Here is a 20,663-nt window from a genome sequence, read left to right on the forward strand (position 1 = left end):
CAGCCGGGGCGACCCGCCGCCCCGCCCCGCCGGCGCGGCGCGGACGAGCGGCGGCCGGTCGGGGGTGTGGTCGGTGGACCCACCCGGTGGGCCGCGCCGGAGCACGGTCGGGGCAGGTTTCTCTCTGTGCTGGTGACGTGGTCAGCAGGCGACTCGGTCGCACGGTTCGCCGGTGAGATGTTCAGCCGGCGGGTCGGTCAAGTGACCTGGTGCTGACGGGCGTCGAGTGACGGCGTCTGGTGGCAGACGCCGGGCGATGAGCGCCGGGCGTCGCCGGTGGCGAGGGCCCGTCAGCGGAGTGGCGGCGAGGCCCATCCGGCCCCGCCACTGCTCAGCGCCGCCGGATGGGCCTTTCGTCCGCCGGCGCAGCCTGCGCCGTCGGCTCGCCCTCGCCGATCAAGACTGTCTGACACGAGGGCGCACGGCCCGGTCCGGCGTGTGTGGTGAGCAACGCCGGCCTGCCGCAGCATGGTGGTTCGTCAAAGCGACTGCCTCCCCCGTGTGAACTTCCGGTCCCCCGACGACAACTGCCGCCGGGTCACCGACCTGTGTGTCCGTCGCGGCGGGGCCGCGCCGGGCACAGGAGAAAAGCTAGGTGGTCCGCCCCCCGCCGGTCATCCACCTGACGGTTGATCCTTCGGGTGGAGATCATCCTGTGGTCGTACGTAACCGAAGCGGGCACGACGGACCACCGGGACGATCCCCGCACCGCATGCCGGGCCCCCACCCTGGGCATGTTGGGAGGACCGTGCCCCGGGCGTTACGGGCGCCCGGGACACGGCCTGCTCCGACGACCGGGGCGGGGGCCCGGGCATCGTCACATCGGGAAGTCTGTCAGGGATCCCCGGCGGCGGCGCCGCGAATGGCCGCCAGTCACCGAGACGTTATGAAGTGCCGCTGACCGGTCACGACCGCACGATGGCGGTGCGATCACCGGGTGATCCACCGGTCCGCCGCGCCGTCGTGGAACCCGGGTGCCCGGCCGAGCGGGTTGACGGGTACGGATCCCCTGACCCCCCGCCCGACCGCCCTCCGGGCCCGCTGGTCAGTGCCGTCACCCCGGTCCGCTAGGGTCGCGCTCCGCAGCGGGCGCACAGGCGTGCGCACGAATCCCGGGGTGGTCATGATGCAGCAGCAGGGTCCGGTCGCGACGAGCGAGCGGGAGGCGGTTGCGCCCGGGTATGCGGGGCCGCCGGACGGGACCAACAGGTTCGCCCGCTGGGCGCGCCTGTGCGGGTTGCTGGCCGTGGTGCCGCTGGGCCTGGTCTTCGGGGTGATCGGGCTGGTGCAGGTGCGGCGCAGTGGGCAGCGCGGCAAGGCGGCGGCGGTCACCGGACTGGTCGCCGCGACGGTCTGGGCGCTGCTCTTCCTCAACCTGGCGGACATGTTCACGCCCGCCGTCCAGCGTGACGCGGCCGGCGGGGTCTCGCAGACCCAGGTGAGCAGCGTCTTCGCCCTGCGGGCGGGGGACTGCTTCACCGTGCGCTCCAGGACCGACGACGGTGGGATCGAGTGGGTCGCCCTGGTGCCGTGCGGGCAGGCGCACGAGGGACGGGTCTACGCGACGCCCGCGCTGCCCTACCGCGCCGACGTCCCGGCCGAGACGGCGGCCAGGGCCGCCTGCGACCAGGCGCTGCCCGGTGACACGCCCGCCGACGCCACGGTCAGCTTCCTCTACTCCGACGCCCTCGAGTACAGCGCCGGGCACGGCAAGGCGTCCTGCTTCACGAGGCCCTGACGCGATGACGCCCTGACACGCTGACGCCCTTGCGGCGAGGCGGGCACGGGCCGTATATACCACCAAACTCGGTCATCATGGTGCAAGGTGGCGGGGACAGCGCCAGCAGTCCGCGTCCAGGGAAAGGCTCGCCCGTGCACCCCACCCTCACCTCCGCCGTCCTTGCCGAGCTGCGCAGGCCGCGCCCGTACCCGGCCGTCTCGATCCTGATGCCGACCCACCGGCGCGAGCCGGAGAACGCCCAGGACCCGGTGCGCCTGCGCAACCTGGTGGCCGAGGCGAAGGAGCGGGTGCAGGCCGATCCGCGGGTCTCCCGGGCCGACCGGATCGACCTCGTCGGGCAGCTCGACAAGGCGGTGGCCGAGGTGGACCTGGTGCACGCCGAGGACGGGCTGGTGATCTTCGCCGCGCCGGGGGAGCACCAGGTGTGGACGCTGGGCCGGCCGGTGCCCGCCCGGGTGGTGCTCTCGGACAGCTTCCTGACCCGCAACCTGGTGGCCAGCCAGGCGGCCGAACGGCCCTACTGGGTGCTGGTCGCGGCGGCCGACCACGTGGGCCTGTGGAGCGGCGGCCCGGAGCGGCTGACCGAGCTGACCGGCGGGGGGTTCCCGATGACCCGCAGCCTGGTGGACCCCGACGCCGAGCGCCAGGAGCGGGTCGGCAACCTGCCCAGCACCTTCACCGACGAGCAGACCCGGCACTTCCTGCGCTCCGCCGACACGGCTGCCGGCCTGGTGCTGGACGCCGACCCCCGTCCGCTCTACCTGGTCGGCGAGGCGGAGGCGCTCTCGCTGCTCGCCGACGTCGGCACGCTCGCGCGCCGGGCCACCGCCCAGGTCCCGCACGGCGGTCTGCAGCAGGCCGGGCACGAGGCCCTGCGGCAGACCGTGCGGCCGGCCCTGCTGGCCCACGCCGATGACGAAGTGACGGCATTGCTGGGCGAGTTGGACAAGGCGCGCGGGCGCAAGGGGTTCGCCGCCGGGATCGACGAGGTCTGGCAGAACGTCACCGCCGGCCGGGTCGGACACCTCGCCGTGGAGGAGCAGTACCGGGTGACGGTCCGCGACGACGGCGACCACCTGCTGCCCGCCGAGCCCGGCAGCCCCGGCTCGCGCGACGACATCGTGGACGAGGTCATCGAGCGCGCCCTGGACGCCGGTGCGAAGGTGCAGTTCGTCCCCGACGACCGCCTCGCCGGTCACGGCCGGATCGCCGCCGTGCTGCGCTACTGACGCGGCCGGCCGGCCGGCCCACCGCCGGGGCCGCACGGGTGAGAACCGAGTATCCGTACTCATGCCCCGTCGGGCCCCGGCGGCCACGCTGGACCCATGCAGACCCACCCGCACCCCGCCTACCCGCACCCGAGCTACGCGCACCCGGCCTACCGGCCGCTGCCGACCCGCCGGCGGCTCCCGCTCCACCGCAAGCTGCTGCTGACCGGCGCCGCCCTGCTCGGCGCGCTGCTGGCGGGTGCCCTGCTGCTCTGGGCCTCGGGGCTCTGGATCTTCGTCTGGTGGATGGCCGTCGGCGACTAGGGCCTGTCCGGAGGGCCGGGCCGTGCGTGACCGAGGCGCGCGACGCCTCGTTCTCCGAGTATGGGAGTGGATGACCGGTGACCGAGCAGCCCTCGCGTGCCAGGGCCACCGCGGCGCGCCGCCTGCGCCGACCGGCGTCGCCCGCCAGGCCGGACCGTGTGCGGCAGGGCGCCCCGGCCGCCGCTCCCGAGCCCGCGGCGCGGCAGCGCGACGACCGGACCAGGGCGTTCCTGGAGAAGGCCGCCTACGTCGTGGCCCCCGGGTCGGTCATCGTGGGCCTGCTGTACTACGTCGGCCGGACCTACACGACGTCCTACTACGTCCACTTCGGCGTCCCGACGAGCGACCTGCAACTGTCGCGTGACAGCTACCTGACCGTCAGTCCCGACGCGCTGTTCTTCCCGCTCTGGGTCCTGCTGTGCTGCGCGCTCCTGGCCCTGGCGCTCTTCGCGCTGATCGAGCAGTGGCTGGCGCGGCCGCGCGAGAATCCGCTCTGGCAGCGGGCGTCGGTGGCGGCCGCGGTCGCGGGCGGCCTGCTGCTCCTGCTGGGGTTCCTCGTCTTCGTCCAGCCGCCCTGGTGGTCCCGAAGGGTCCTCTCGCTCCTGGAGCCCGGGTGGCCGCGAACCCTCCTGCCGCCTCTGGTGGTGACGGTCGGTGCCGCGCTCGCCCTGTGGTCGTTGCACCTGTACCAGTGCGGACGGCGACAGCAGGGCGTGCCGATGGCCGGCGAACGGGTCCGGAGCATGGCCGGCGCGGTGCTCATCGGACTGCTGACGCTGTCCCTGTTCTTCTCCCTGGCGCGTTACGCGGACGAGGCCGGGGACGACCAGGCCGCCCGCGACGCGGACTCCGGCTTCCCGGGGCAGGTCAACGTCCTGGTCTACTCGCGCTCGCGCATCACCCAGGACGCCCTCGGCATCACCTTCAAGGAGCTCGCCGACGACGGTGAGCCGTACCGCTACCGGTACAGCGGATTCGTCCTGATCGCGAAGTCCAGCTCCCGCTACTACCTGGTCTCGCACGTCCGCCGCCAGCCCAACGACCTGACCGTGGTGCTGCCGGACGACGGCACCATCCGCATCGAGACGCTCGGCTGAGTCCTAGCCCGCCGTCGCCGTATCCGTGGCCGTATCCGTGGCCGAGGGCGACGTCGTCGGGGGCGGGGTCTCGGTGGAAGTCGACGCTGTCGGGAGCGAAGGCGTCGCGGTCGCTGCCACCCCCAGGCCGGACAACTGCACGCGGTAGTCCGCGTCGGCCGCCGAGGTGTCGACGGTGAGCTCCGCACTGTGGGCGCCGACGGAGGTCGGAGCGAACTCGACCTCGATGGGGCAGGTGGCGTCGCCATGGAGGGTCATTCCGGTACACCCGTTGCCGACCAGCGTGAAGTTCGCCGAGGACAGGTGTGCGGCCCCCACCGTCACCGCGGTCGCGCTGCCGCTCGCGGACGTGGCGGAGCCGGCGGAGAAGGCCAGGGTCGTGACACTCCGCTGGCCGACCTGCGTGGCGGGAAGCCTCGCCTTGGTCGTCGACCCGCCACCCCCGCTGCCCGGGAAGAGCGTCGCGAGCGCCTCCGCAGTCGCCCCGGAGGTCCCCGCGGACGTCGGGTGCGGCTGCGGGTCCGTCCCGCCACCGCAGCCCGCCGTCAGGGCCAGCAGCACCGCGGACGCGGCCACCCGCACCAGCCGGCCCGCACGAACAACGTCCCGTCCACAGGCCACGATCGCCTCCGCCTCGCTACGAATGGCTCCCCAGGGGGAGATGGGTCGTAGTCGAACCCTTGCATGCGGTCGAGGCGCAGCGGCGCCGCATCGTGCCCGCGGCAGGGGTGGCCACCCGAACGGCCGCGCAGGCAGCACTCAGTTCGGCCGCTCGCCACCGCGCAGGTCCGGCACCTGCTGCAGCCAGGCCGGCCGCCCCGCCAGCGTGCGGGCGCTGCGCGCCGCCTCCGTCGCGCGCAGCTGCTGCTCGGTGGCGAAGGAGCGCGGCAGCCACTGCTCGGAGAGCGTCGCCCGCGTCGCCAACTGCCGCACGTACGCCTCGCGCAGCTCGGCCACCGAGTCGAACCCGTCCTCCTCGGGGCTCAGCCACTGCGACGGGACCAGCGCGACCACCTCGCGCAGCAACTCCGGCGTCACCAGCGGCGCGAGCCGGACGTCGGCCGCTTCGACGTCCGGTGCGGAGCCGCCCAGCGCGTGGGCGCTCAGGTCGTACGGCTTGGCCACCGCGGCGCCCGCGCCGGACCAGCGGTGGTGGAAGACCAGCGCGGCGCCGTTGTCGATCAGCCAGAGCCGGCCGTGCCAGACCATCAGGTTGGGGTTGCCGCGGGTCCGGTCGACGTTGGCGGTCAGCGCGTCCAGCCAGACCACCTCGCCGGCCTCCAGCGGATCGACCTTCAGCAGCTCGGGGCGGAAGTCGCGGGCGCCGGGCAGGTAGTCCATGCCCAGGTTGAGGCCGGAGCTGGCCCGCAGCAGGTCCTGGATCTCGGCGTCCGGCTCGTGCGCGCCGACCGCCGGGTCGAAGTCGACCAGCACCAGCTCGGGCACCCGCAGCCCGAGCCGGCGCGCCAGTTCGCCGACGATCACCTCGGCCACCAGCGCCTTGCGTCCCTGCGCGGCGCCGGTGAACTTGACCACGTAGGTGCCCAGGTCGTCCGTCTCGACGATCCCCGGCACCGACCCGCCGGCCCGCAGCGGGTCGAGGTAGCGCAGCGCCCGCACCCGATTCAGCTGATTCACCACACCGGTCACCTTAGTGCTCGGCCGCGTTCGACCTCCTGGGCTTTACCACGCCCGCCCGAGGTCGCCGGAAGTCCGCTGTCAGATCCCGCTGCCGGCCGACACATACCTACTGTGAGCCTGACGCAGGGAGGGCAGGGAGGGCAGGGAGCGGCCTTGGCAGCACAGGAGCAGTTCCGGGCGATGTACGTCGAGCACCATCGAGCGGTGCGTCGCTACGTGCAGCGCCGGGCCCCGGCGGGCGACGTGCCGGACATCACCGCCGAGGTGTTCGCGATCGCCTGGCAGAAGTTCGAGGCGATACCCGCGGGAGCGGTGCTGCCCTGGCTGTACGCGGTGGCCAGGAACACGATCGCCAACGAGCACCGCGGGGCCGCCCGAGCGGCCCGCCTGGCGGCGGCAGTGGCCGACCTCTCGGAGCAGGGCACGCGCGACGTCGGTGACCAGGTGGCGGCCCGGCACGCCGTGTACCAGGCGTGGTCCGCGCTGCGGGCCGACGACCGCGAGCTCCTGGCGCTGATCGGCTGGGAGGGCCTGTCCGTCCGGGACGCCGCCAGGGCGCTGGGGTGTTCGGCCGCCGCCTGTTCGGTGCGACTGCTCCGGGCCCGCGGGCGACTGCGCCGGGCGCTGGACGCGGCGCAGATCCCGGCCGGACAGCACCGGACCAAGACCAAGACCAAGACCATGGGGGTGACATCGTGAGGCTGACCAGGGATGTCAGGAGCCTGATGGCGCCGGCCGATCCGGTCGGCGCCGTACCGCAGGACACCGAGGACGTCGTCGACCGGATCCTGGCGCGACAGGCCACGGGCCCCGACGGCGGTGACGGTGACGCGAGGGGAACGGTGCCGGCTGGCGGACGCTCCCGGCGGAGGGTGACGCTCTCGCTGGCGGCCTCGGCGGCCGTGGTGCTCGGCGCTGCCGCCGCGCTCACCCTTCCCGACGCCGCGCACCCGGCCTACGCGGCGACACCGCCCCCCCTCACCTACCGGCTGACCGCCGGTCAGGCCGACGGCGACGCCGCCGCCGAGCTCGGGGACATCGCCCGGCGCGCCTCCCTGCAGGGCGCAGGCGGTTCCGGGCCGGGTGTGCACCTGCGGTGGAGCGAGTGGGCGCTGTGGACCAGCACCCGCGCCGGCAGCACGTCCTCCCGGGTGGTTCCGGAGGAGCTCGACCTGGTCGGTGGACCGGACGGGGCGACCCTGACCCGGCGGCCGGCGACCGATCGGAAGCCCACCGTCGAGCAGGTCGCCCCGACGCTGGGCAGGGAGCCCACACCGGACACCGCGGACGGGCTCCGGGCCTGGCTCCGGGCCAGGACGCCGGGCATCGACCAGGCGCAGGGGATGTCCGAGGCCGCCCACGACCTGCTGACCGAGCGGGCCCTGACCCCTCCCCAGCGCGCCGCCCTGCTGCGGCTGATCGCCGGCCTGCCCGGCCTGAGCCTCACCGGCACCGTGACCGATCGCGCGGGGCGCCAGGGCGTGGCGTTCTCCGCCGACTCGGCCGCGAGCGGACTGCCCACGCGCTACACCTTCATCGTGGACCCCGACACCGGGCGCGTCCTGGGCCAGGAGGCGACGCTCACGGAGTCGGCCGGCCAGCTCAACGTCCCCGTCCCCTCCGTCGTGACCTACGACACCTACCTGACCTCGGACTTCGCCCCCTGAACGGCGCTCGTGCCCCGGCGGGCGCCGGCGGGCTACTCGTTGCGGGCCATCTCGGGTCCGGTGAGGCGGCTGAGCAGGGGCAGGGTGGCGGTGATCACGCCCAGCGCGACGGCCAGGCCGCCCCCGATCGTCAGGTAGTACGCGGTCCCCGGCGCGCGGACGGAGTAGCCGAACTGCGCCCGCAGGAAGAGCTGCGCGGTCAGGAAGCCGGTCCCGATGGCCACCGTCGCCACGACGACCAGCGGCAGCGCGCTCTCCAGCAGCACGATGCGCCGCAGCACGCCGAGCCGCACGCCGGTCAGCCGCAGCAGGCTGAACGGACGTCGCCGGTCGCTCAGGCCGCCGGCCACGCTCACCGCGAGGCTGCAGCCGGCGATCGGGAAGCTGATCGCGACCACCACGTCGGCCAGCCTCCGGTCGGCGTCCAGGTTCGCGGCCTGCTGGGCGCGGTCCTCGGCGACGGTGATCGCGGGCTGCTCGCCCGGGTAGGCGTTCGCCAGCACGGTCCGGGCCCGCTCGACCGCGGCCGAGGACCCGTCGGTGGCCACCGCGATCTCCTGGACGGGCAGCCCCCGCAGCTGCTCGGCCGAGGTCGTGGTGGCGGGCCAGGTAGCGGGCCAGGGCGGCGTTCCCCGCAGCCCGATGGAGAGGAAGCTGGAGTTGACCCTGGCCGCCTCGGCCCCGGCCGGGCAGGTCCCGAAGGCCGCCGTGGCCGTGAGCTGCGCGCAGTCGGCGAGGCCGCCGCCGAGGCCCGCGTGGGTGCCCCAGGCGTAGGTCGGATCCAGGTGGTTCACGGTGACGCCACGAACGCCCGGGATCGCCCGCAGGCCGGCCAGCACGGCGTCGGGCGGCGTGGCCACCCCGCCGGCCGGGTGCCCGGCGCCGTCGTACCTCTGGTAGCCGCCGACCACGGTGGCGCTGACGATGGGCCCGCCGCGCGGCACGCCGCGCTCGGCGGCCAGGGCGCCGATCACCCCGACGGCGGTGCTGGTGACGCAGAGCGCGAGGACCAGTCCGCTGACCGCGCGGAAGCCCGCTTTGGGGTCGTCCGAGAGCCGGCGGCCGGCGATCAGTGTGGTGGGCCGTCCGGCGCCGCGGGTCATCAGCCGGGCGCCGAGCATGGTCAGCCACGGCCCGGCCAGGACGAGCCCGCCCAGCACCAGGAGGATCCCCGGCAGGAAGACCCGGACCTGGTCGTCGCTGCTCGTGGGCACCCGGCCGATCAGGTACGTGAGTTCCAGCAGGCCGGCGGCCAGTGGGATCACCCGCCAGGCCCGGGGCGGGCGCGGGGTGACCCGCCGGGCGACGCCGAGCGGGGAGATCCGCACCCCGCGCAGGGCGATCCGGGCCGAGACGGCGGCCGCGGCCGGGACGCCGAGCGCGACCAGCACCACGTCCGTGGCCGGGAGCGTCAGGTCGCCGGGGAAGAACAGCGTCCCGGTGAAGTCGATCCTCGCCAGCAGGGGCGCGGCCAGCAGGAAGAGGACGAAGCCGGCGGCGGTGCCGAGCACCGCGGCGGCGGTCGACTCGACCGCCGAGAGGACCGAGATCTGTCGCGGTGTCGCGCCGACCAGCCGCATCGCGGCGAACCGCTGCTCGCGGCGGGTCGCCGAGAGCCGGGTCGCGGTGCCGATCAGGACGAGCACCGGGAAGACCAGCGCGGCGGCCACGACCGAGAGGGTGAGGTCCATGCCGTTGTTGTCGAGGCCGACCAGGCAGGAGGGGTTCCCGCAACTGCCGTCCGAGGCAGTCACGATGGAGGTGACCTGACGGGCGTCGCGGGCGCCGGCGAGTTCGTCGGGCCGGTGGCCGATGACGATCACCAGGGAGTCGGGGCCCGGCAGCGCCGCGTCCCCGATGGTGCCGACCTGGCGGCCCGGGTAGCGGGCGGCCAACTCGTCGGCCGGGGTGGTGGCGAGCAGGCGGCCCAGGGCCGGCGAGGCGTAGAACTCGCCGGGGCCGGGCAGCCGCGGCAGGCCCGGGGGCAGCGGGGAGTGCGGCCCGGTGGCGGCCAGGTCGAGGCGGCCGATCAGCCGGCCCTCGAAGCGGTCGCCGTCCAGGTGCCACCAGAGCGGGTCCACGGTGGAACCGGTGGCCGGCGCCGGTGCCGGTGCGGTTTCGGCCGAGCCGCTGTTGAACCAGGCGCCGCGGCTGTTCTGGGTGCCGATGGCGCCGATGGCCGCCAGCGTGCCCAGCAGCAGGCCGACGCCCAGTGCGACCGCCGCCGCGATGATCGCCAGCCGGGCCGCCGCCTCGCGGCCGCCTCCCACGGTCAGGCGCAGTCCCAGCCGGATCATCGCAGGCTCCGTCCGGCGCCCAGCGGCGCGGCCCGGCCGTCGCGCACGATGACCTCGCGGTCCGCGCAGGCGGCCACCCGGGGTTCGTGGGTGACCACGATGACGGTGGTGCCCTGCTCGCGGGCGGTGCTGACGAGCAGTTCCATCACCTGCTCGCCGGTGAGCGAGTCGAGCGAGCCGGTCGGCTCGTCGGCGAAGAGCACGTCCGGCTCGGCGACCAGGGCCCGGGCCAGCGCCACGCGTTGGGCCTGCCCGCCGGACAGCTCGCCGGACCGGCGGCCCTCCAGGCCCTCCAGGCCGAGCCGTGCGAACCAGGTCCGGGCCCGCGCGAGCGCCGGTGCCCGGCGCGCGCCGGCCAGCAGCAGCGGCAGGGCGACGTTCTCCTCGGCGGTGAGTTCGGGCACCAGCTGGCCGAACTGGAAGACGAACCCGAAGCGGTCGCGCCGCAGCGCGCTGCGCTCGTCCTCCCGCAGGGTGTCGATCCGGCGTCCGTCGAAGTGGATCTCGCCGGAGTCCGGCGTGAGGATCCCGGCCAGGCAGTGCAGCAGGGTCGACTTGCCCGATCCGCTGGGGCCCATGATCGCCAGGATCTCGCCGCGGGCCACCGTCAGGTGCGCGCCGCGCAGCGCCGGTGTCCGGCCGAAGCCCAGCTCGACGTCCCGCGCCTCCACCAGGAGGTCCTCGCCCGGGAGGTCCCCGTGCTTGCCGCCGGCCGTCATGAGCACACCTCCTCGGCGAGCGCGCCGAGCCGGGCGGAGGTGATGTCGATCCACCGCAGGTCCGCCTCCAGGTGGAACATGCCGTGGTCGGCGAGGAGCCGGTCGACCAGCTGGCCGCTGCGCTTGACCTCGGTCAGCTCCCGCATCCGGGCCAGGTGCGCGGCCCGTTGCAGGTCGAGGTAGCTCTCCGCGTCGCGGCCCAGCATCAGGGCCAGCACCACCTTGGTGAACAGCACGGTCTGCAGGTGCGGTTCGGCCTCGACCGGTTCGGTCAGCCAGGTCTCCACGTCGCTGGCGCCGCGCTCGGTGATGACGTAGCGCTTGCGGTCGGGACCGGCCCCGGGCTCGGCCGGTCCGACCACCACCTTGCCGTCCCGGGCGAGCCGGCCGAGGGTCGAGTAGACCTGGCCGATCAGCAGCGGCTTGCCGCGGCCGAAGTAGGTGTCGTAGTCGCGCTTGAGGTCGTAGCCGTGGCTCGACTCGCGTTCGAGTAAGCCCAGGAGGGCGAAGGGAACGGTCATAACCGAGTGTCTACACTGAGTGTGTACACCGCGTCAATCATCCACCGCCGGGGCCCTGTTCGGGCGTCCTCAAGCCGCTGTCCGGCCGGTGGTGGCGGATGTGGTTGGCTTGCCCCATCGCGATCCGCCACCGAAGGAGCAGCTCCATGGCCCAGGTCCACGCCGTCACCGAGCGGACCTACCCCGCCACCCTCGAGCAGGTGTACGAGGCGCTCGCCGACTACGCCGTCGTCCGGCCGAAGCTGCTGCCCGCGCAGTACAGCGAGTACGAGGTCCGCGCCGGGGGGATCGGCGCCGGCACCCAGGTGCACTGGAAGCTCCAGGCCACCGAGAAGCGGGTGCGCGACTGCCTCTTCACGGTCAGCGTCCCGGCGCCCGGCAAGCTGGTCGAGACCGACGCCAACTCCTCGATGGTGATCACCTGGACGGTCGTCGCGGCCGGCGCCGGGCAGACCCGGGTGAGCGTCGAGGCCAGCTGGAAGGGCGCCGGCGGCATCGGCGGCTTCTTCGAGCGCACCTTCGCGCCCAAGGGCCTCAACCGGATCCACGACCAGGTGCTCGCGGCCCTCGCCGACCACCTGAAGTAGCCCACCCCGTCCCCGACCCCCCGCCGGTACACCCGTGCGAGCCGCCAGCCGTACGGGTGGACCGCGTCCACGGGCGAGTGACGGCGGGCGACCGCCGCGCCGCGCCACCCTAGGCTCGCGGCCGTGCATCTGACGATCCTTCATGTCTCCCAGCCGGTCGACGGCGGTGTGGCCCGGGTGGTCACCGACCTGGTCCGCGGGCAGCGCGCCGCCGGACACCGGGTGCTGGTGGCCTGCCCGCCCGAGGGCCGGCTGGCCGGGCAGGTGGCGGCGGCCGGGGCCGAGCCGCTGGACTGGCCGGCCCGTCGCTCGCCCGGCCCGAGCGTGCCGGCCGAGACCGGCCGGCTGGGCCGGCTGGTCCAGGCGGCGGCCCCCGACCTGGTCCACCTGCACAGTGCCAAGGCCGGGCTGGCCGGCCGGCTGGCGGTGCGCGGCCGGCTGCCCACCGTCTTCCAGCCGCACGCCTGGTCGTTCGCCGCCGCGAGCGGCGCGCTGGCCACCGCCAGCACCCGCTGGGAGCGGTACGCCACCCGGTGGGCCACCTCGGTGCTGTGCGTCAGTGAGCAGGAGCGGCTGGACGGCGAGGCGGCCGGCATCGCGGCCGACTTCACGGTGGTCCCCAACGGCGTCGACCTGCGGCACTACGCGCCCGCCGAACGCCGCGCCGCCCGGCTCTCGTTGGGCCTGGACCTGTCCGAGCCGCTGGCGGTCTGCGTGGGCCGGCTCTGCCGCCAGAAGGGGCAGGACGTGCTGCTGGCCAGCTGGCCGGCGGTGCTGCGCCGGGTGCCCACCGCGCGCCTTGCGCTGGTCGGCGGCGGGCCGGACGCCCAGGCGCTGGCCGCCCAGGCACGCGCGCTGCCCGAGCCGTACCGGGTCACCCTGACGGGCGACGTGGCCGACCCGCGCCGCTGGCTGGCGGCCGCCGACCTGGTGGTGCTGCCCTCGCGCTGGGAGGGGATGGCGCTGGCGCCGCTGGAGGCGATGGCGATGGCCCGCCCGGTGCTGCTCAGCGAGGTGCCCGGGGCCCGCGAGCAGCTGCCGCCGGAGCACCGGGCGAGCGCGCTGGTGCCCTCCGGGGACCCGGCCTCGCTGACCGGCGCGCTGGCGCTGGCGCTGTCCGATCCGCTGGAGTGCGCCCGCCGCGGCGCCGAGGCGCGGGCCTGGGTGACGGCCCGGCACGACGTGCGATCGGTGGTCGCCAGGGTGTCCGAGCTCTACCAGAAGTCGATCAACGGCGGCCAGTCGACTCCCCGTGTCCCCGCGCAGATCTGATCGTTTCCCAGAGCGTGAAGACGCGTCAGGAAAAGTACGCCAAGTGGGAAATTCCTACTAATGGGCGGGTGGAATGAAATGGCAAGTCAACTGCCGGAATAGTCACCACCGTTCGGTAATGTCTGATTTTGCCTGCTTCGTTCTTATGGTTGCGACATCCCTGACCAGACGCTTGTCCACATCCGGACGAAGGCCGTTCGCGCGGCAGCAGGTGCTACCCGGACCGCGCCCATGGCGCCGGGCTCGCGGCGCCGGGCACCCGGTCCCGGGAACTCGCCACCAGAGGCACACAGCAGGGGAGTTCGTGCGCTGATGACCATTGACCACGAGAGTGTGCCACGGCCCGGGCGGTCCGCCACCGCCGGCCGCCGGCCCACGACCGAGCTCCTCGACCGGCCCACCCGGCCGGCCCAGTCCCGCTCCGCGCCGCCGCTCGGCCGCCACCGGCGGCGGCTGCGCTCGCGCGCCGCGCTGCCGCTGGGGCTGCTGGTGGTCGACGTGCTGCCCGCCTGCGCCGCCTCCGCCGGCTGCACGGCCGGCCCCGGACACCGGCTGGCGGCCGCCGCCTCGGTCCTGCCGCTCCTGCTGCCGCTCAACCTCGCCGGCGGCCTCTACCGCAGCCGGATGACCCCCTCCGCACTCGACGAACTGCCCGCGCTGGCCGGCCGGGCCGCCGTCGCCCTCGCCTTCGCGGTCACCCTGGCCGGCTGCCTGCCCGGCGGCTGGCCGCTCGGGTGGCCCTCCTGCGGTCCGGCCACCCCACCGCACCTGCTCACCCTGCTCGCCGTGCTGGCCCTGACCGCGACGCTGGGCCGCGCCGGGCTCTACGGCCTGCTGCGCCGGGTCCGCCGCCGCCGGCCGGACCCGGTGCTGCTGCTCGGCGCCGGCCCGCTCGGCCAGCGGGTGGCCACCGCGCTGCGCGAGCATCCCGAGTACGGGCTGCACCCGGTCGGCTACCTCGACCCCGACCCGGTCCTGCTGTCCGGTGACTCGCCGCTGCCGGTGCTCGGCGGGCGCGAGGTGCTGGAACGCGAGATCCGCCGGCACGGCGTGCGCCGGCTGATCGCCACCGCCGGCGCCGCCGACGAGCAGGAGACCGCGAGCACGCTGCGCGAGGCGGTCCGCCTCGGCTGCCAGGTCTGGCTGGTCCCCGCGCTGCGCGAGCACGGCTCGCTGGAGCCCGCCGGGCGGCGCACCGCCGACCACCTCTGGGGCTACCCCTGCCTGCGGCTGGACCGCCCGGCGATGCGCCGACCCGGCTGGGCCGTCAAGCGCGCGCTGGACGTCACCGCCGCGGGCCTGGGCCTGCTGGCGCTCGCCCCGGTGCTGGCCGCCTGCGCCTTCGCGGTGCGCTGGGACACCGGCCCCGGCGTGCTCTTCCGCCAGCAGCGCACCGGACTCGACGGCCGGGTCTTCACCGTCCTGAAGTTCCGCACCCTGCGACCCAGCAACGAGCACGAGTCGGCGACCCGCTGGAACATCTCCCAGGACCACCGGATGGGCGCGGTCGGCCGCCTGCTGCGCCGCAGCTCGCTGGACGAGCTGCCGCAGCTGTGGAACGTGCTGCGCGGCGACATGAGCCTGGTCGGCCCGCGCCCCGAACGGCCCTACTTCGTCATGCGGTTCAGCCAGGCCTACCCCGAGTACGCCGACCGCCACCGGGTCCCGGTCGGCCTCACCGGCCTGGCCCAGGTCAACGGCCTGCGCGGGGACACCTCCATCGAGGACCGGGCCCGCTACGACAACCGCTACATCGAGAGCTGGAGCCTCTGGCAGGACGTCAAGATCCTGCTGCGCACCGCCGCGCTGATGCTCCGCCCGGACGGGAGCTGACGCACCGTGGCCCTGACCCTGCCGACCGTCCCGGCCCGCTTAGCGCGACCGTGGCCGTGGCCGCGAGCGTGGCCACGGCCCGCCCTGCCGGCCGCCGGCGCCCTGCTGCGCCGGCCGAGCTGGCTCGCCGCCGCGACCGTCCTGCTGGTCTGCGTGCCCACCGGCGAGAAGGACGTGACGGCCGCCGTCCACGTCACCGCGGCCGACCTGGCCTCGCTGGCGCTGGTCGCCCTCACCGCGCTGGACCTGCTGCGCGGCCGGGCGCAGGGGCTCGGCCGGGCCGCCTGCCTGGTCTTCGCGGGGGTGGTCTGCGCGGCGGCGGCCGCCACCGTCACCTCGATCGACCCGGCCACCAGCCTGACCGGCTTCGTGCGGCTGGTGCAGATCTTCGTGCTGGTCCCGGCCTCGGTGATCTGCGCGCTGCGCGACCGCACCGACCTGCGCCTGGTGCTGGGCGCCTTCGTGCTGGCCGCACTGATCGAAGGCGGGGTCGGCGCCGAGCAGTACCTCACCGGGACCGGCGCCTCCTACACCGGCCAGCCGATCCGCGCGGTCGGCACCTTCGGCGCGCTGGACATCATGGCGATGTCCGGCGTGGTCAGCTTCGGACTGCTCGCCGCCCTCGCGCTGGCGCTGGCGGCGCGGCGCGGCGGCTGGGCCCGGCGCGCGCTCTTCGCCGCCGCGGCCTTCCTGGCCTTCCCGCTCGCGGTCTCCTTCAGCCGTGGCAGCTGGATCGCCACCGCGGTCGGCGCCGTCGCGCTGCTGCTGCGCGCCGACGCCCGGCTCGCGCTGCGCAGCGCGGTGCTCGCACTGGCGGCGGCCGTGGTGCTGGTCGGCGGGCTGGGCGCGGGCGGCGGCGGGGTCACCGAGCGGCTCAGCAGCATCGGCTCGGTCTCCGGCGGCAACGAGGACCACTCGGTCAGCGACCGCTACGACCTGTGGGCGACCGCCCGGGCGATCTGGGCCGACCACCCGGTCTCCGGCGCCGGCCCCAAGAGCTTCCAGCAACTGCGCGACTCGCACGCGCCGTTGCGGCTCTCCTCGGGCAGCGACGCGGCCGACTCCACCATCGGCTTCGAGCGCGAGCCGCTGCTCTCGCCGCACAACATGTACTTCCTGGTGCTCAGCGAGCAGGGCCTGGTCGGCATGGTGGCGTACGGCGCGCTCTTCCTGGCCCTGCTGCTCGGCTGCCTGCGCCGGGCCGGGGACGCGGCACCGGCCGCCATCGGCCTGCTGGGCTGGGTGCTGGTCGACTTCCTCTACGCGGACATCGGCGGCACCACCACCGTGCTCACCTCGGTGATCCTGGGCGTGGCGGCCTGGTGGGCGCTGCCGTCCGCGGAGGCCCGCGGGTGACCACCAGCCAGAGCCCGCCGGTGGCGGAGGCGCTCGCGGAGCCGCTCAGCGAGCCGCTCAGCGAACCGGTCGCCGAGCCGCTCGCCCCCGAGCACCCGTCCGCCGTCGAGCGGGCGACGGCCGTCGAGCGGGCGGCCGCGGAGGCGGCGGCGCGGCGCAGCGCGTCCTTCCTGGCGCGGGCCTTCACCATCACCGCCGTGCTCAGCGCGGCCGGCTCGGCCCTGGGCCTGCTCCGTGACCTGCTGCTGGCCCGGTTCTTCGGCGCCGACGAGGGCACCGACGCCTTCCTGGTCTCCTGGACGGTGCCGGAGACCGCCGCGCCGCTGCTGATCGAGGACGCCATGGCGTTCCTGATGGTGCCGGCCTTCAGCCTGGCCCTGGTGCTGCGCGAGGAGCGTCCCGACGGTCCGGACCCGGTCCGCCAGCTGACCGCCGCCACGCTGCCCTGGCTGCTGGCGGGCCTGTGCACGCTGGCCGGCGCCACCGCGCTCTGGGCGCCGCAGCTGGTGCAGGCGCTGGCCCCCGGCCTGGCCGAGCCGGCCCTCGCCGTCACCTGCACCCGGATCACCGCCGTCACCGTCCTGCCGTTCGGGGTGGCCGGCTACCTGGGCGCCGCCCTGCGCGCGCACCACCGCTTCACGGCGCCCGCGGCCATCTACGTCGCCTACAACCTGGGCATCCTGGCCGTGCTGACCAGTTGCCACCTGCTGCTGGGGATCCGGGCCGCCGCGCTCGGGGTGGCCTTCGGCAGCCTGCTGATGGCGGGCGTGCTGGTCGGCCCGTTCGTCCGCGCGCTGCGCACCGGCCGCGACGGGCGTCGCAGGCGCGGCGCCACCTGCGCCACCCGAGCCACCCGTGCCACCCGCGCGACCCGCGGCGCCGGCCGCGCCCTGGTGCTGAGCCCGCTCGCGCTGCTGCCGGTGGCGGCCTTCACCCTCACCCGGCAGTCGCAGGTCTTCATCGAGCGCTACCTCGGCTCCGCGCTGCCGGCCGGCACCATCTCGCACCTCAACTACGCCGCCAAGGTCTCCCAGTTGGCGATGACCACGGCCATCCTGATCTGCACGGTGACCTTCCCGCTGGTCGCCCGGGCGCTGGCGGCCGGTGACCTCGACGCGGCCCGCGACCGGGTCGAGAAGGACCTCGGGCAGGCCGCCGCGGTCGTGCTGGCCGGGACGGCGTTCCTGATCGCCTGCGCGCCCGCGGTGGTCTCGCTGCTCTTCCAGCGCGGCGCCTTCAGCCCGCAGGACACCGCCGCCACCGCCCAGGTGATCCAGGTCTACAGCTTCGGGCTGCTGGCGCAGGCGCTGATCGGCGTCATGGTCCGCCCGTTCTTCTCGATGCGCCCGGCCGTGCGCCGGGCCGACGACCCGCGCCCCGAGCGCACCGGACACCAACTGCTCGACTGGTACCCGGTCGGCGCGATGGCGGTGGGCCTGCTGGTCACCACGGTGGTCGGCCTGCTCAGTACCCGCCCGTTCGGCGCGCTGGGCCTGGCGGCCGGCAACGCGGCGGGCATCACCACCACCGCGGTGCTGCTGCTGCGCGGCCTGGCGCTGCGCGGGATCGCGCTGCGGATGCGCCAGGTCCTCGCCGGGCAGTGCCGGCTGATCGTGGCCGCGGGCGGCGCGGCGGCGGCCGGCGCGCTGGTCGCCCGCGCGGTCGCGGCACCGGCGCTCTCCATCGCCGCCGGGGGCGGCAGCGTGCTGGCGGTCTACGCGGGGCTCGGCGCGCTGCTCGGCGCCCGCGAGCTGACCGGGCGGCTGGCCCGGCTGGCCGGCCCGGCGCGCGGTGCGCTGCGGCGGGCGGGGGCCCGTGACATCCCGGAGGAAGGAACGCAGCCCGATGGTCGCTGAACTGACCCGCTCCCCGCGCGTGCCGCGCCAGGGCGCCGCCCCGGGCCGCCGCTACGGCGCGCCCTGGATCCTGATGTACCACTCGGTGGCCGACGAGGAGGAGGACCCCTACCTGCTCACGGTCAGCCCGCAGCGGTTCGCCGCCCAGATGCGCTGGCTGGCCGGGCGCGGCTGGCGGGGGGTGAGCATGCGGGAGCTGCTGGCCGCCCGGGCCGCGGGCCGGCGCGACCGGCTGGTCGGGCTGACCTTCGACGACGGCTACGCCGACTTCGCGCGGCACGTCGTACCGGTGCTGCGGGCGTACGGCTTCACCGCCACCGCGTACGTGGTCGCCGACCGCCTCGGCGGCGACAACGGCTGGGACGCCGAGGGCCCCCGCAAGGCACTGCTCACCGTCGACCAGGTCTGCGAACTGGCCGCCGCCGGCTGGGAGATCGGCTCGCACGGGCTGAGCCACCGGGCGCTGCCGGGCCTGCCCGCCGCGACGCTGGCCGCCGAGGTGCGCGACAGCAGACGGGTGTTGCAGAACCTGGTGGGCAGCCCGATCGGCGGCTTCTGCTACCCGTACGGCGCGGTGGACGAACCCGCCACGCTGGCCGTCGAGGAGGCGGGCTACGACTACGCGGTGGCGATCGGCCACAGCACGCTGGCCGGCCGCTTCGCGCTGCCCCGCTGCTACGTGGGCGACCGCGACGGCGCCTGGCGGCTGCGCGCCAAGCGCGGCCGGCACGGGCTGCGCGACGTGGTCACCGAGCTGCGCCGGGCCGGCGCGCGGGGGGCGAACCGATGAGGGTGCTGCACGTCATCACCGGGCTGGCGGGCGGCGGCGCCGAACAGCAGCTGCTGCTGACCCTGCGCCACCTGCCGCCGGGGATCGACTGCGAGGTGGCGACCCTGACCAACCCCGGGTCGGTGGCGAGCGCGCTGCGCGCCGACGGGGTCACCGTGCACGACCTGCGGATGCGCGGCAACCGCGACCTGGCCGTGCTGCCCCGGCTCACCCGGCTGATCCGGCGCGGCCGCTACGACGTGGTGCACACCCACCTCTACCGGGCCGGCCTGTACGGGCGGCTGGCCGCCCGGCTGGCCGGGGTGCGCACGGTGCTGGCCACCGAGCACTCGCTGCACGCCGGCACCATCGAGGGCCGACCGGTCGGCACCGGGGTCAGGACCCTCTACCTGGCGGCCGAACGGCTGGGCCACACCACGGTCGCGGTCTCCCGGCAGGTGGCCGGCACGCTGGGCGACTGGGGCGTGCCGGCCCAGCGGATCGCCGTGCTGCCCAACGGGATCGACGCCGCGCGCTACGAACTGCTCGCGCTGGAGCGGCTGCTGGTGCGCCAGTCGGTGCGCGACCAGTGCGGCCTGCCGCTCGGCTCCTGGGTGGTGGGGGCGGTGGGACGGCTGGTGCCGGGCAAGCGGTTCGGCGTGCTCGTCGAGGCGCTGGCCGGGCTGCCGCCCGAGCTGGACGCCCGGCTGCTGCTGGTGGGGGAGGGGCCGCAGCGGGCGGCCCTGCGGGCGCTGGCCGCCGACCTGGGCGTGGCCGACCGGCTGCACTGCACCGGTGAGCGCGCCGACCTGCCCGAACTCCTGGCGGCGATGGACGTGCTGGCCGCGCCCTCCGAGCAGGAGACGTTCGGCCTGGCGGTCCTGGAGGGGCTGACGGCCGGCCTGCCGGTCTGCCACAGCGGCTGCCCGGCCCTGGAGGCGCTGCCGGCCGAGGCCGCCCCCGGCGCCCGCAAGATCGCCTCCGACCCGGCCGCCTACCGGGCCGCGCTGCTCGACCTGGCCGCCCACCCGCCGGCGCTCCGCTCGGCCGGCGCCCGCCCGGGCGGCCCGCCGCCGCGGCCGCCGGCCGTGGCGCACTACGACATCACCCGCACGGCCAGCGAACTGGCCGCGCTGTACCAGCGGTTGGGACCGGCCGGCGTGCCGGCCCCGGCCGGGAGGGAAACCTGATGACCGATCGACGCCGATACGTCCGCACCCTGGCCCGGCGCTGGTGGCCGGTGGCCGTGGCCGTCCCGCTCGGCGCGGGCGGCGCGGCCGGCTACGCCGTCGTCACGCCGCCGGTCTACGCCGCCAACTCCTACGTGGTGGTGGTCCCGGAGAGCACCACCGAGCCCGGGGTGGCGGTCAACTTCGCGCAGGCCTACGGGCGCCTCGCCGGCCAGCCGCAGGTGCTGGTGGCGGCCGCGCCCGACTCCGGGCACAGCAGCGCGGAGCTGGCCGGCCTGGTGCACGGCACCACCTCGCCCGACGCGCCGGTGATCGAGATCGACGGCAGCGGCGGCACGCCCGGCGACGCGGTCCGCTCGGCCGACGCGGTGGCCAGGGCGCTGGTCGCCTTCGGCAACACCAGCAGCAAGGAGACCGGGGTCCGGCTGGTCCCGCTGGCGGCCGCGGCCGCGCCCGACAAGCCGACCACGCCGAGCGCGCGGCTGGACGTCGCGGTGGGCGCGGCGGCCGGCGTGCTGGTGGGCTCGCTGGTGATGATGACCCGCCGCAAGCCGCTCGCCGGGCCCGCCGCCGCGGCCGACGGGG

General features: G+C 75.5%; 19 protein-coding genes. 14 read left to right on the forward strand and 5 right to left on the reverse strand.

What is annotated here, in order from left to right:
- The first annotated feature begins 1,099 nt into the window (after positions 1–1,099).
- The 4 genes from ABD323_RS22485 to ABD323_RS22500 all read left to right on the forward strand — a co-directional run bounded on the left by ABD323_RS22485 (position 1,100) and on the right by ABD323_RS22500 (position 4,370).
- Complete coding sequence (locus tag ABD323_RS22485; RefSeq protein ID WP_344443692.1) at positions 1,100–1,738, forward strand: DUF4190 domain-containing protein; 639 nt, start codon at positions 1,100–1,102, stop codon at positions 1,736–1,738.
- A gap of 134 nt (positions 1,739–1,872) precedes the next feature.
- Positions 1,873–2,970, forward strand: a complete 1,098-nt coding sequence (locus ABD323_RS22490; protein WP_344443693.1) for a baeRF3 domain-containing protein — start codon at positions 1,873–1,875, stop codon at positions 2,968–2,970.
- A 96-nt stretch (positions 2,971–3,066) separates the two neighbouring features.
- Positions 3,067–3,273 (forward strand): hypothetical protein, encoded by a 207-nt coding sequence (locus tag ABD323_RS22495; protein ID WP_344443694.1) that lies wholly within the window; start codon positions 3,067–3,069, stop codon positions 3,271–3,273.
- Positions 3,274–3,350: 77 nt separating this feature from the next.
- A complete protein-coding gene (locus ABD323_RS22500) occupies positions 3,351–4,370 on the forward strand; it encodes a hypothetical protein (RefSeq protein WP_344443695.1) in 1,020 nt (339 codons plus the stop codon).
- 3 nt (positions 4,371–4,373) lie between these two features.
- Here ABD323_RS22500 and ABD323_RS22505 read toward each other — a convergent pair whose 3' ends face one another.
- Positions 4,374–4,991 (reverse strand): hypothetical protein, encoded by a 618-nt coding sequence (locus ABD323_RS22505; protein WP_344443696.1) that lies wholly within the window; start codon positions 4,989–4,991, stop codon positions 4,374–4,376.
- Between the two features lie 138 nt (positions 4,992–5,129).
- Positions 5,130–6,008 (reverse strand): HipA family kinase, encoded by an 879-nt coding sequence (locus ABD323_RS22510; protein ID WP_344443697.1) that lies wholly within the window; start codon positions 6,006–6,008, stop codon positions 5,130–5,132.
- A 156-nt stretch (positions 6,009–6,164) separates the two neighbouring features.
- Between ABD323_RS22510 and ABD323_RS22515 the strand changes: the two genes are divergently transcribed.
- The gene (locus ABD323_RS22515; protein WP_344443698.1) at positions 6,165–6,710 is read left to right on the forward strand and encodes an RNA polymerase sigma factor; all 546 of its coding nucleotides are present in this window, start codon (positions 6,165–6,167) and stop codon (positions 6,708–6,710) included.
- Positions 6,711–6,736: 26 nt separating this feature from the next.
- On the forward strand, positions 6,737–7,678 hold the full coding sequence (locus ABD323_RS22520; protein WP_344443700.1) for a hypothetical protein: 942 nt from the start codon (positions 6,737–6,739) through the stop codon (positions 7,676–7,678).
- A 32-nt stretch (positions 7,679–7,710) separates the two neighbouring features.
- On the opposite strand, the gene ABD323_RS22525 is transcribed toward ABD323_RS22520, so the two are convergent.
- The 3 genes from ABD323_RS22525 to ABD323_RS22535 are packed head-to-tail and all read right to left on the reverse strand — an operon-like array spanning position 7,711 to position 11,215.
- Positions 7,711–9,975, reverse strand: a complete 2,265-nt coding sequence (locus ABD323_RS22525) for an FtsX-like permease family protein (RefSeq protein WP_344443701.1) — start codon at positions 9,973–9,975, stop codon at positions 7,711–7,713.
- The gene (locus tag ABD323_RS22530; protein ID WP_344443702.1) at positions 9,972–10,694 is read right to left on the reverse strand and encodes an ABC transporter ATP-binding protein; all 723 of its coding nucleotides are present in this window, start codon (positions 10,692–10,694) and stop codon (positions 9,972–9,974) included. The genes ABD323_RS22525 and ABD323_RS22530 overlap by 4 nt, the downstream gene beginning before the upstream one ends.
- On the reverse strand, positions 10,691–11,215 hold the full coding sequence (locus ABD323_RS22535; RefSeq protein ID WP_344443703.1) for a PadR family transcriptional regulator: 525 nt from the start codon (positions 11,213–11,215) through the stop codon (positions 10,691–10,693). Before ABD323_RS22535 ends, ABD323_RS22530 begins: the two co-directional genes overlap by 4 nt.
- 146 nt (positions 11,216–11,361) lie before the next feature.
- Here ABD323_RS22535 and ABD323_RS22540 point away from each other — a divergent pair, with 146 nt between their 5' ends.
- The 8 genes from ABD323_RS22540 to ABD323_RS22575 all read left to right on the forward strand — a co-directional run.
- Positions 11,362–11,802, forward strand: coding sequence for an SRPBCC family protein (locus ABD323_RS22540; RefSeq protein WP_344443704.1), 441 nt, complete (start codon positions 11,362–11,364; stop codon positions 11,800–11,802).
- A 123-nt stretch (positions 11,803–11,925) separates the two neighbouring features.
- Entirely contained in the window at positions 11,926–13,074 is a 1,149-nt protein-coding gene (locus tag ABD323_RS22545) for a glycosyltransferase (protein WP_344443705.1), read from the forward strand.
- Between the two features lie 312 nt (positions 13,075–13,386).
- The gene (locus ABD323_RS22550) at positions 13,387–14,907 is read left to right on the forward strand and encodes an exopolysaccharide biosynthesis polyprenyl glycosylphosphotransferase (protein WP_344443706.1); all 1,521 of its coding nucleotides are present in this window, start codon (positions 13,387–13,389) and stop codon (positions 14,905–14,907) included.
- Between the two features lie 6 nt (positions 14,908–14,913).
- A complete protein-coding gene (locus ABD323_RS22555) occupies positions 14,914–16,263 on the forward strand; it encodes an O-antigen ligase family protein (RefSeq protein WP_344443707.1) in 1,350 nt (449 codons plus the stop codon).
- Positions 16,260–18,119 carry a lipid II flippase MurJ gene (locus ABD323_RS22560; protein ID WP_344443708.1) on the forward strand — a complete coding sequence of 620 codons (1,860 nt, stop codon included), beginning with the start codon at positions 16,260–16,262 and terminating at the stop codon, positions 18,117–18,119. Before ABD323_RS22555 ends, ABD323_RS22560 begins: the two co-directional genes overlap by 4 nt.
- Positions 18,109–18,909 (forward strand): polysaccharide deacetylase family protein, encoded by an 801-nt coding sequence (locus ABD323_RS22565; protein WP_344443709.1) that lies wholly within the window; start codon positions 18,109–18,111, stop codon positions 18,907–18,909. Before ABD323_RS22560 ends, ABD323_RS22565 begins: the two co-directional genes overlap by 11 nt.
- Positions 18,906–20,078, forward strand: coding sequence for a glycosyltransferase (locus ABD323_RS22570; protein ID WP_344443710.1), 1,173 nt, complete (start codon positions 18,906–18,908; stop codon positions 20,076–20,078). The genes ABD323_RS22565 and ABD323_RS22570 overlap by 4 nt, the downstream gene beginning before the upstream one ends.
- A partial coding sequence (locus ABD323_RS22575; protein WP_344443711.1) for a Wzz/FepE/Etk N-terminal domain-containing protein occupies positions 20,078–20,663 on the forward strand: 586 nt, incomplete at its 3' end. The genes ABD323_RS22570 and ABD323_RS22575, both read left to right, overlap by 1 nt.

This window comes from Kitasatospora nipponensis, from assembly GCF_039528135.1.
In the GTDB taxonomy this organism is placed as follows: domain Bacteria; phylum Actinomycetota; class Actinomycetes; order Streptomycetales; family Streptomycetaceae; genus Kitasatospora; species Kitasatospora nipponensis.

Excerpts from the sequence above, each read along its gene's own strand:
- ABD323_RS22495 (WP_344443694.1), top strand. The coding sequence starts at position 3,067 with ATGCAGACCCACCCGCACCCCGCCTACCCGCACCCGAGCTACGCGCAC.
- ABD323_RS22520 (WP_344443700.1), top strand. The coding sequence starts at position 6,737 with ATGGCGCCGGCCGATCCGGTCGGCGCCGTACCGCAGGACACCGAGGAC.
- ABD323_RS22525 (WP_344443701.1), bottom strand. The coding sequence starts at position 9,975 with ATGATCCGGCTGGGACTGCGCCTGACCGTGGGAGGCGGCCGCGAGGCG.
- ABD323_RS22530 (WP_344443702.1), bottom strand. The coding sequence starts at position 10,694 with ATGACGGCCGGCGGCAAGCACGGGGACCTCCCGGGCGAGGACCTCCTG.
- ABD323_RS22535 (WP_344443703.1), bottom strand. The coding sequence starts at position 11,215 with ATGACCGTTCCCTTCGCCCTCCTGGGCTTACTCGAACGCGAGTCGAGC.
- ABD323_RS22540 (WP_344443704.1), top strand. The coding sequence starts at position 11,362 with ATGGCCCAGGTCCACGCCGTCACCGAGCGGACCTACCCCGCCACCCTC.
- ABD323_RS22550 (WP_344443706.1), top strand. The coding sequence starts at position 13,387 with ATGACCATTGACCACGAGAGTGTGCCACGGCCCGGGCGGTCCGCCACC.
- ABD323_RS22565 (WP_344443709.1), top strand. The coding sequence starts at position 18,109 with ATGGTCGCTGAACTGACCCGCTCCCCGCGCGTGCCGCGCCAGGGCGCC.
- ABD323_RS22570 (WP_344443710.1), top strand. The coding sequence starts at position 18,906 with ATGAGGGTGCTGCACGTCATCACCGGGCTGGCGGGCGGCGGCGCCGAA.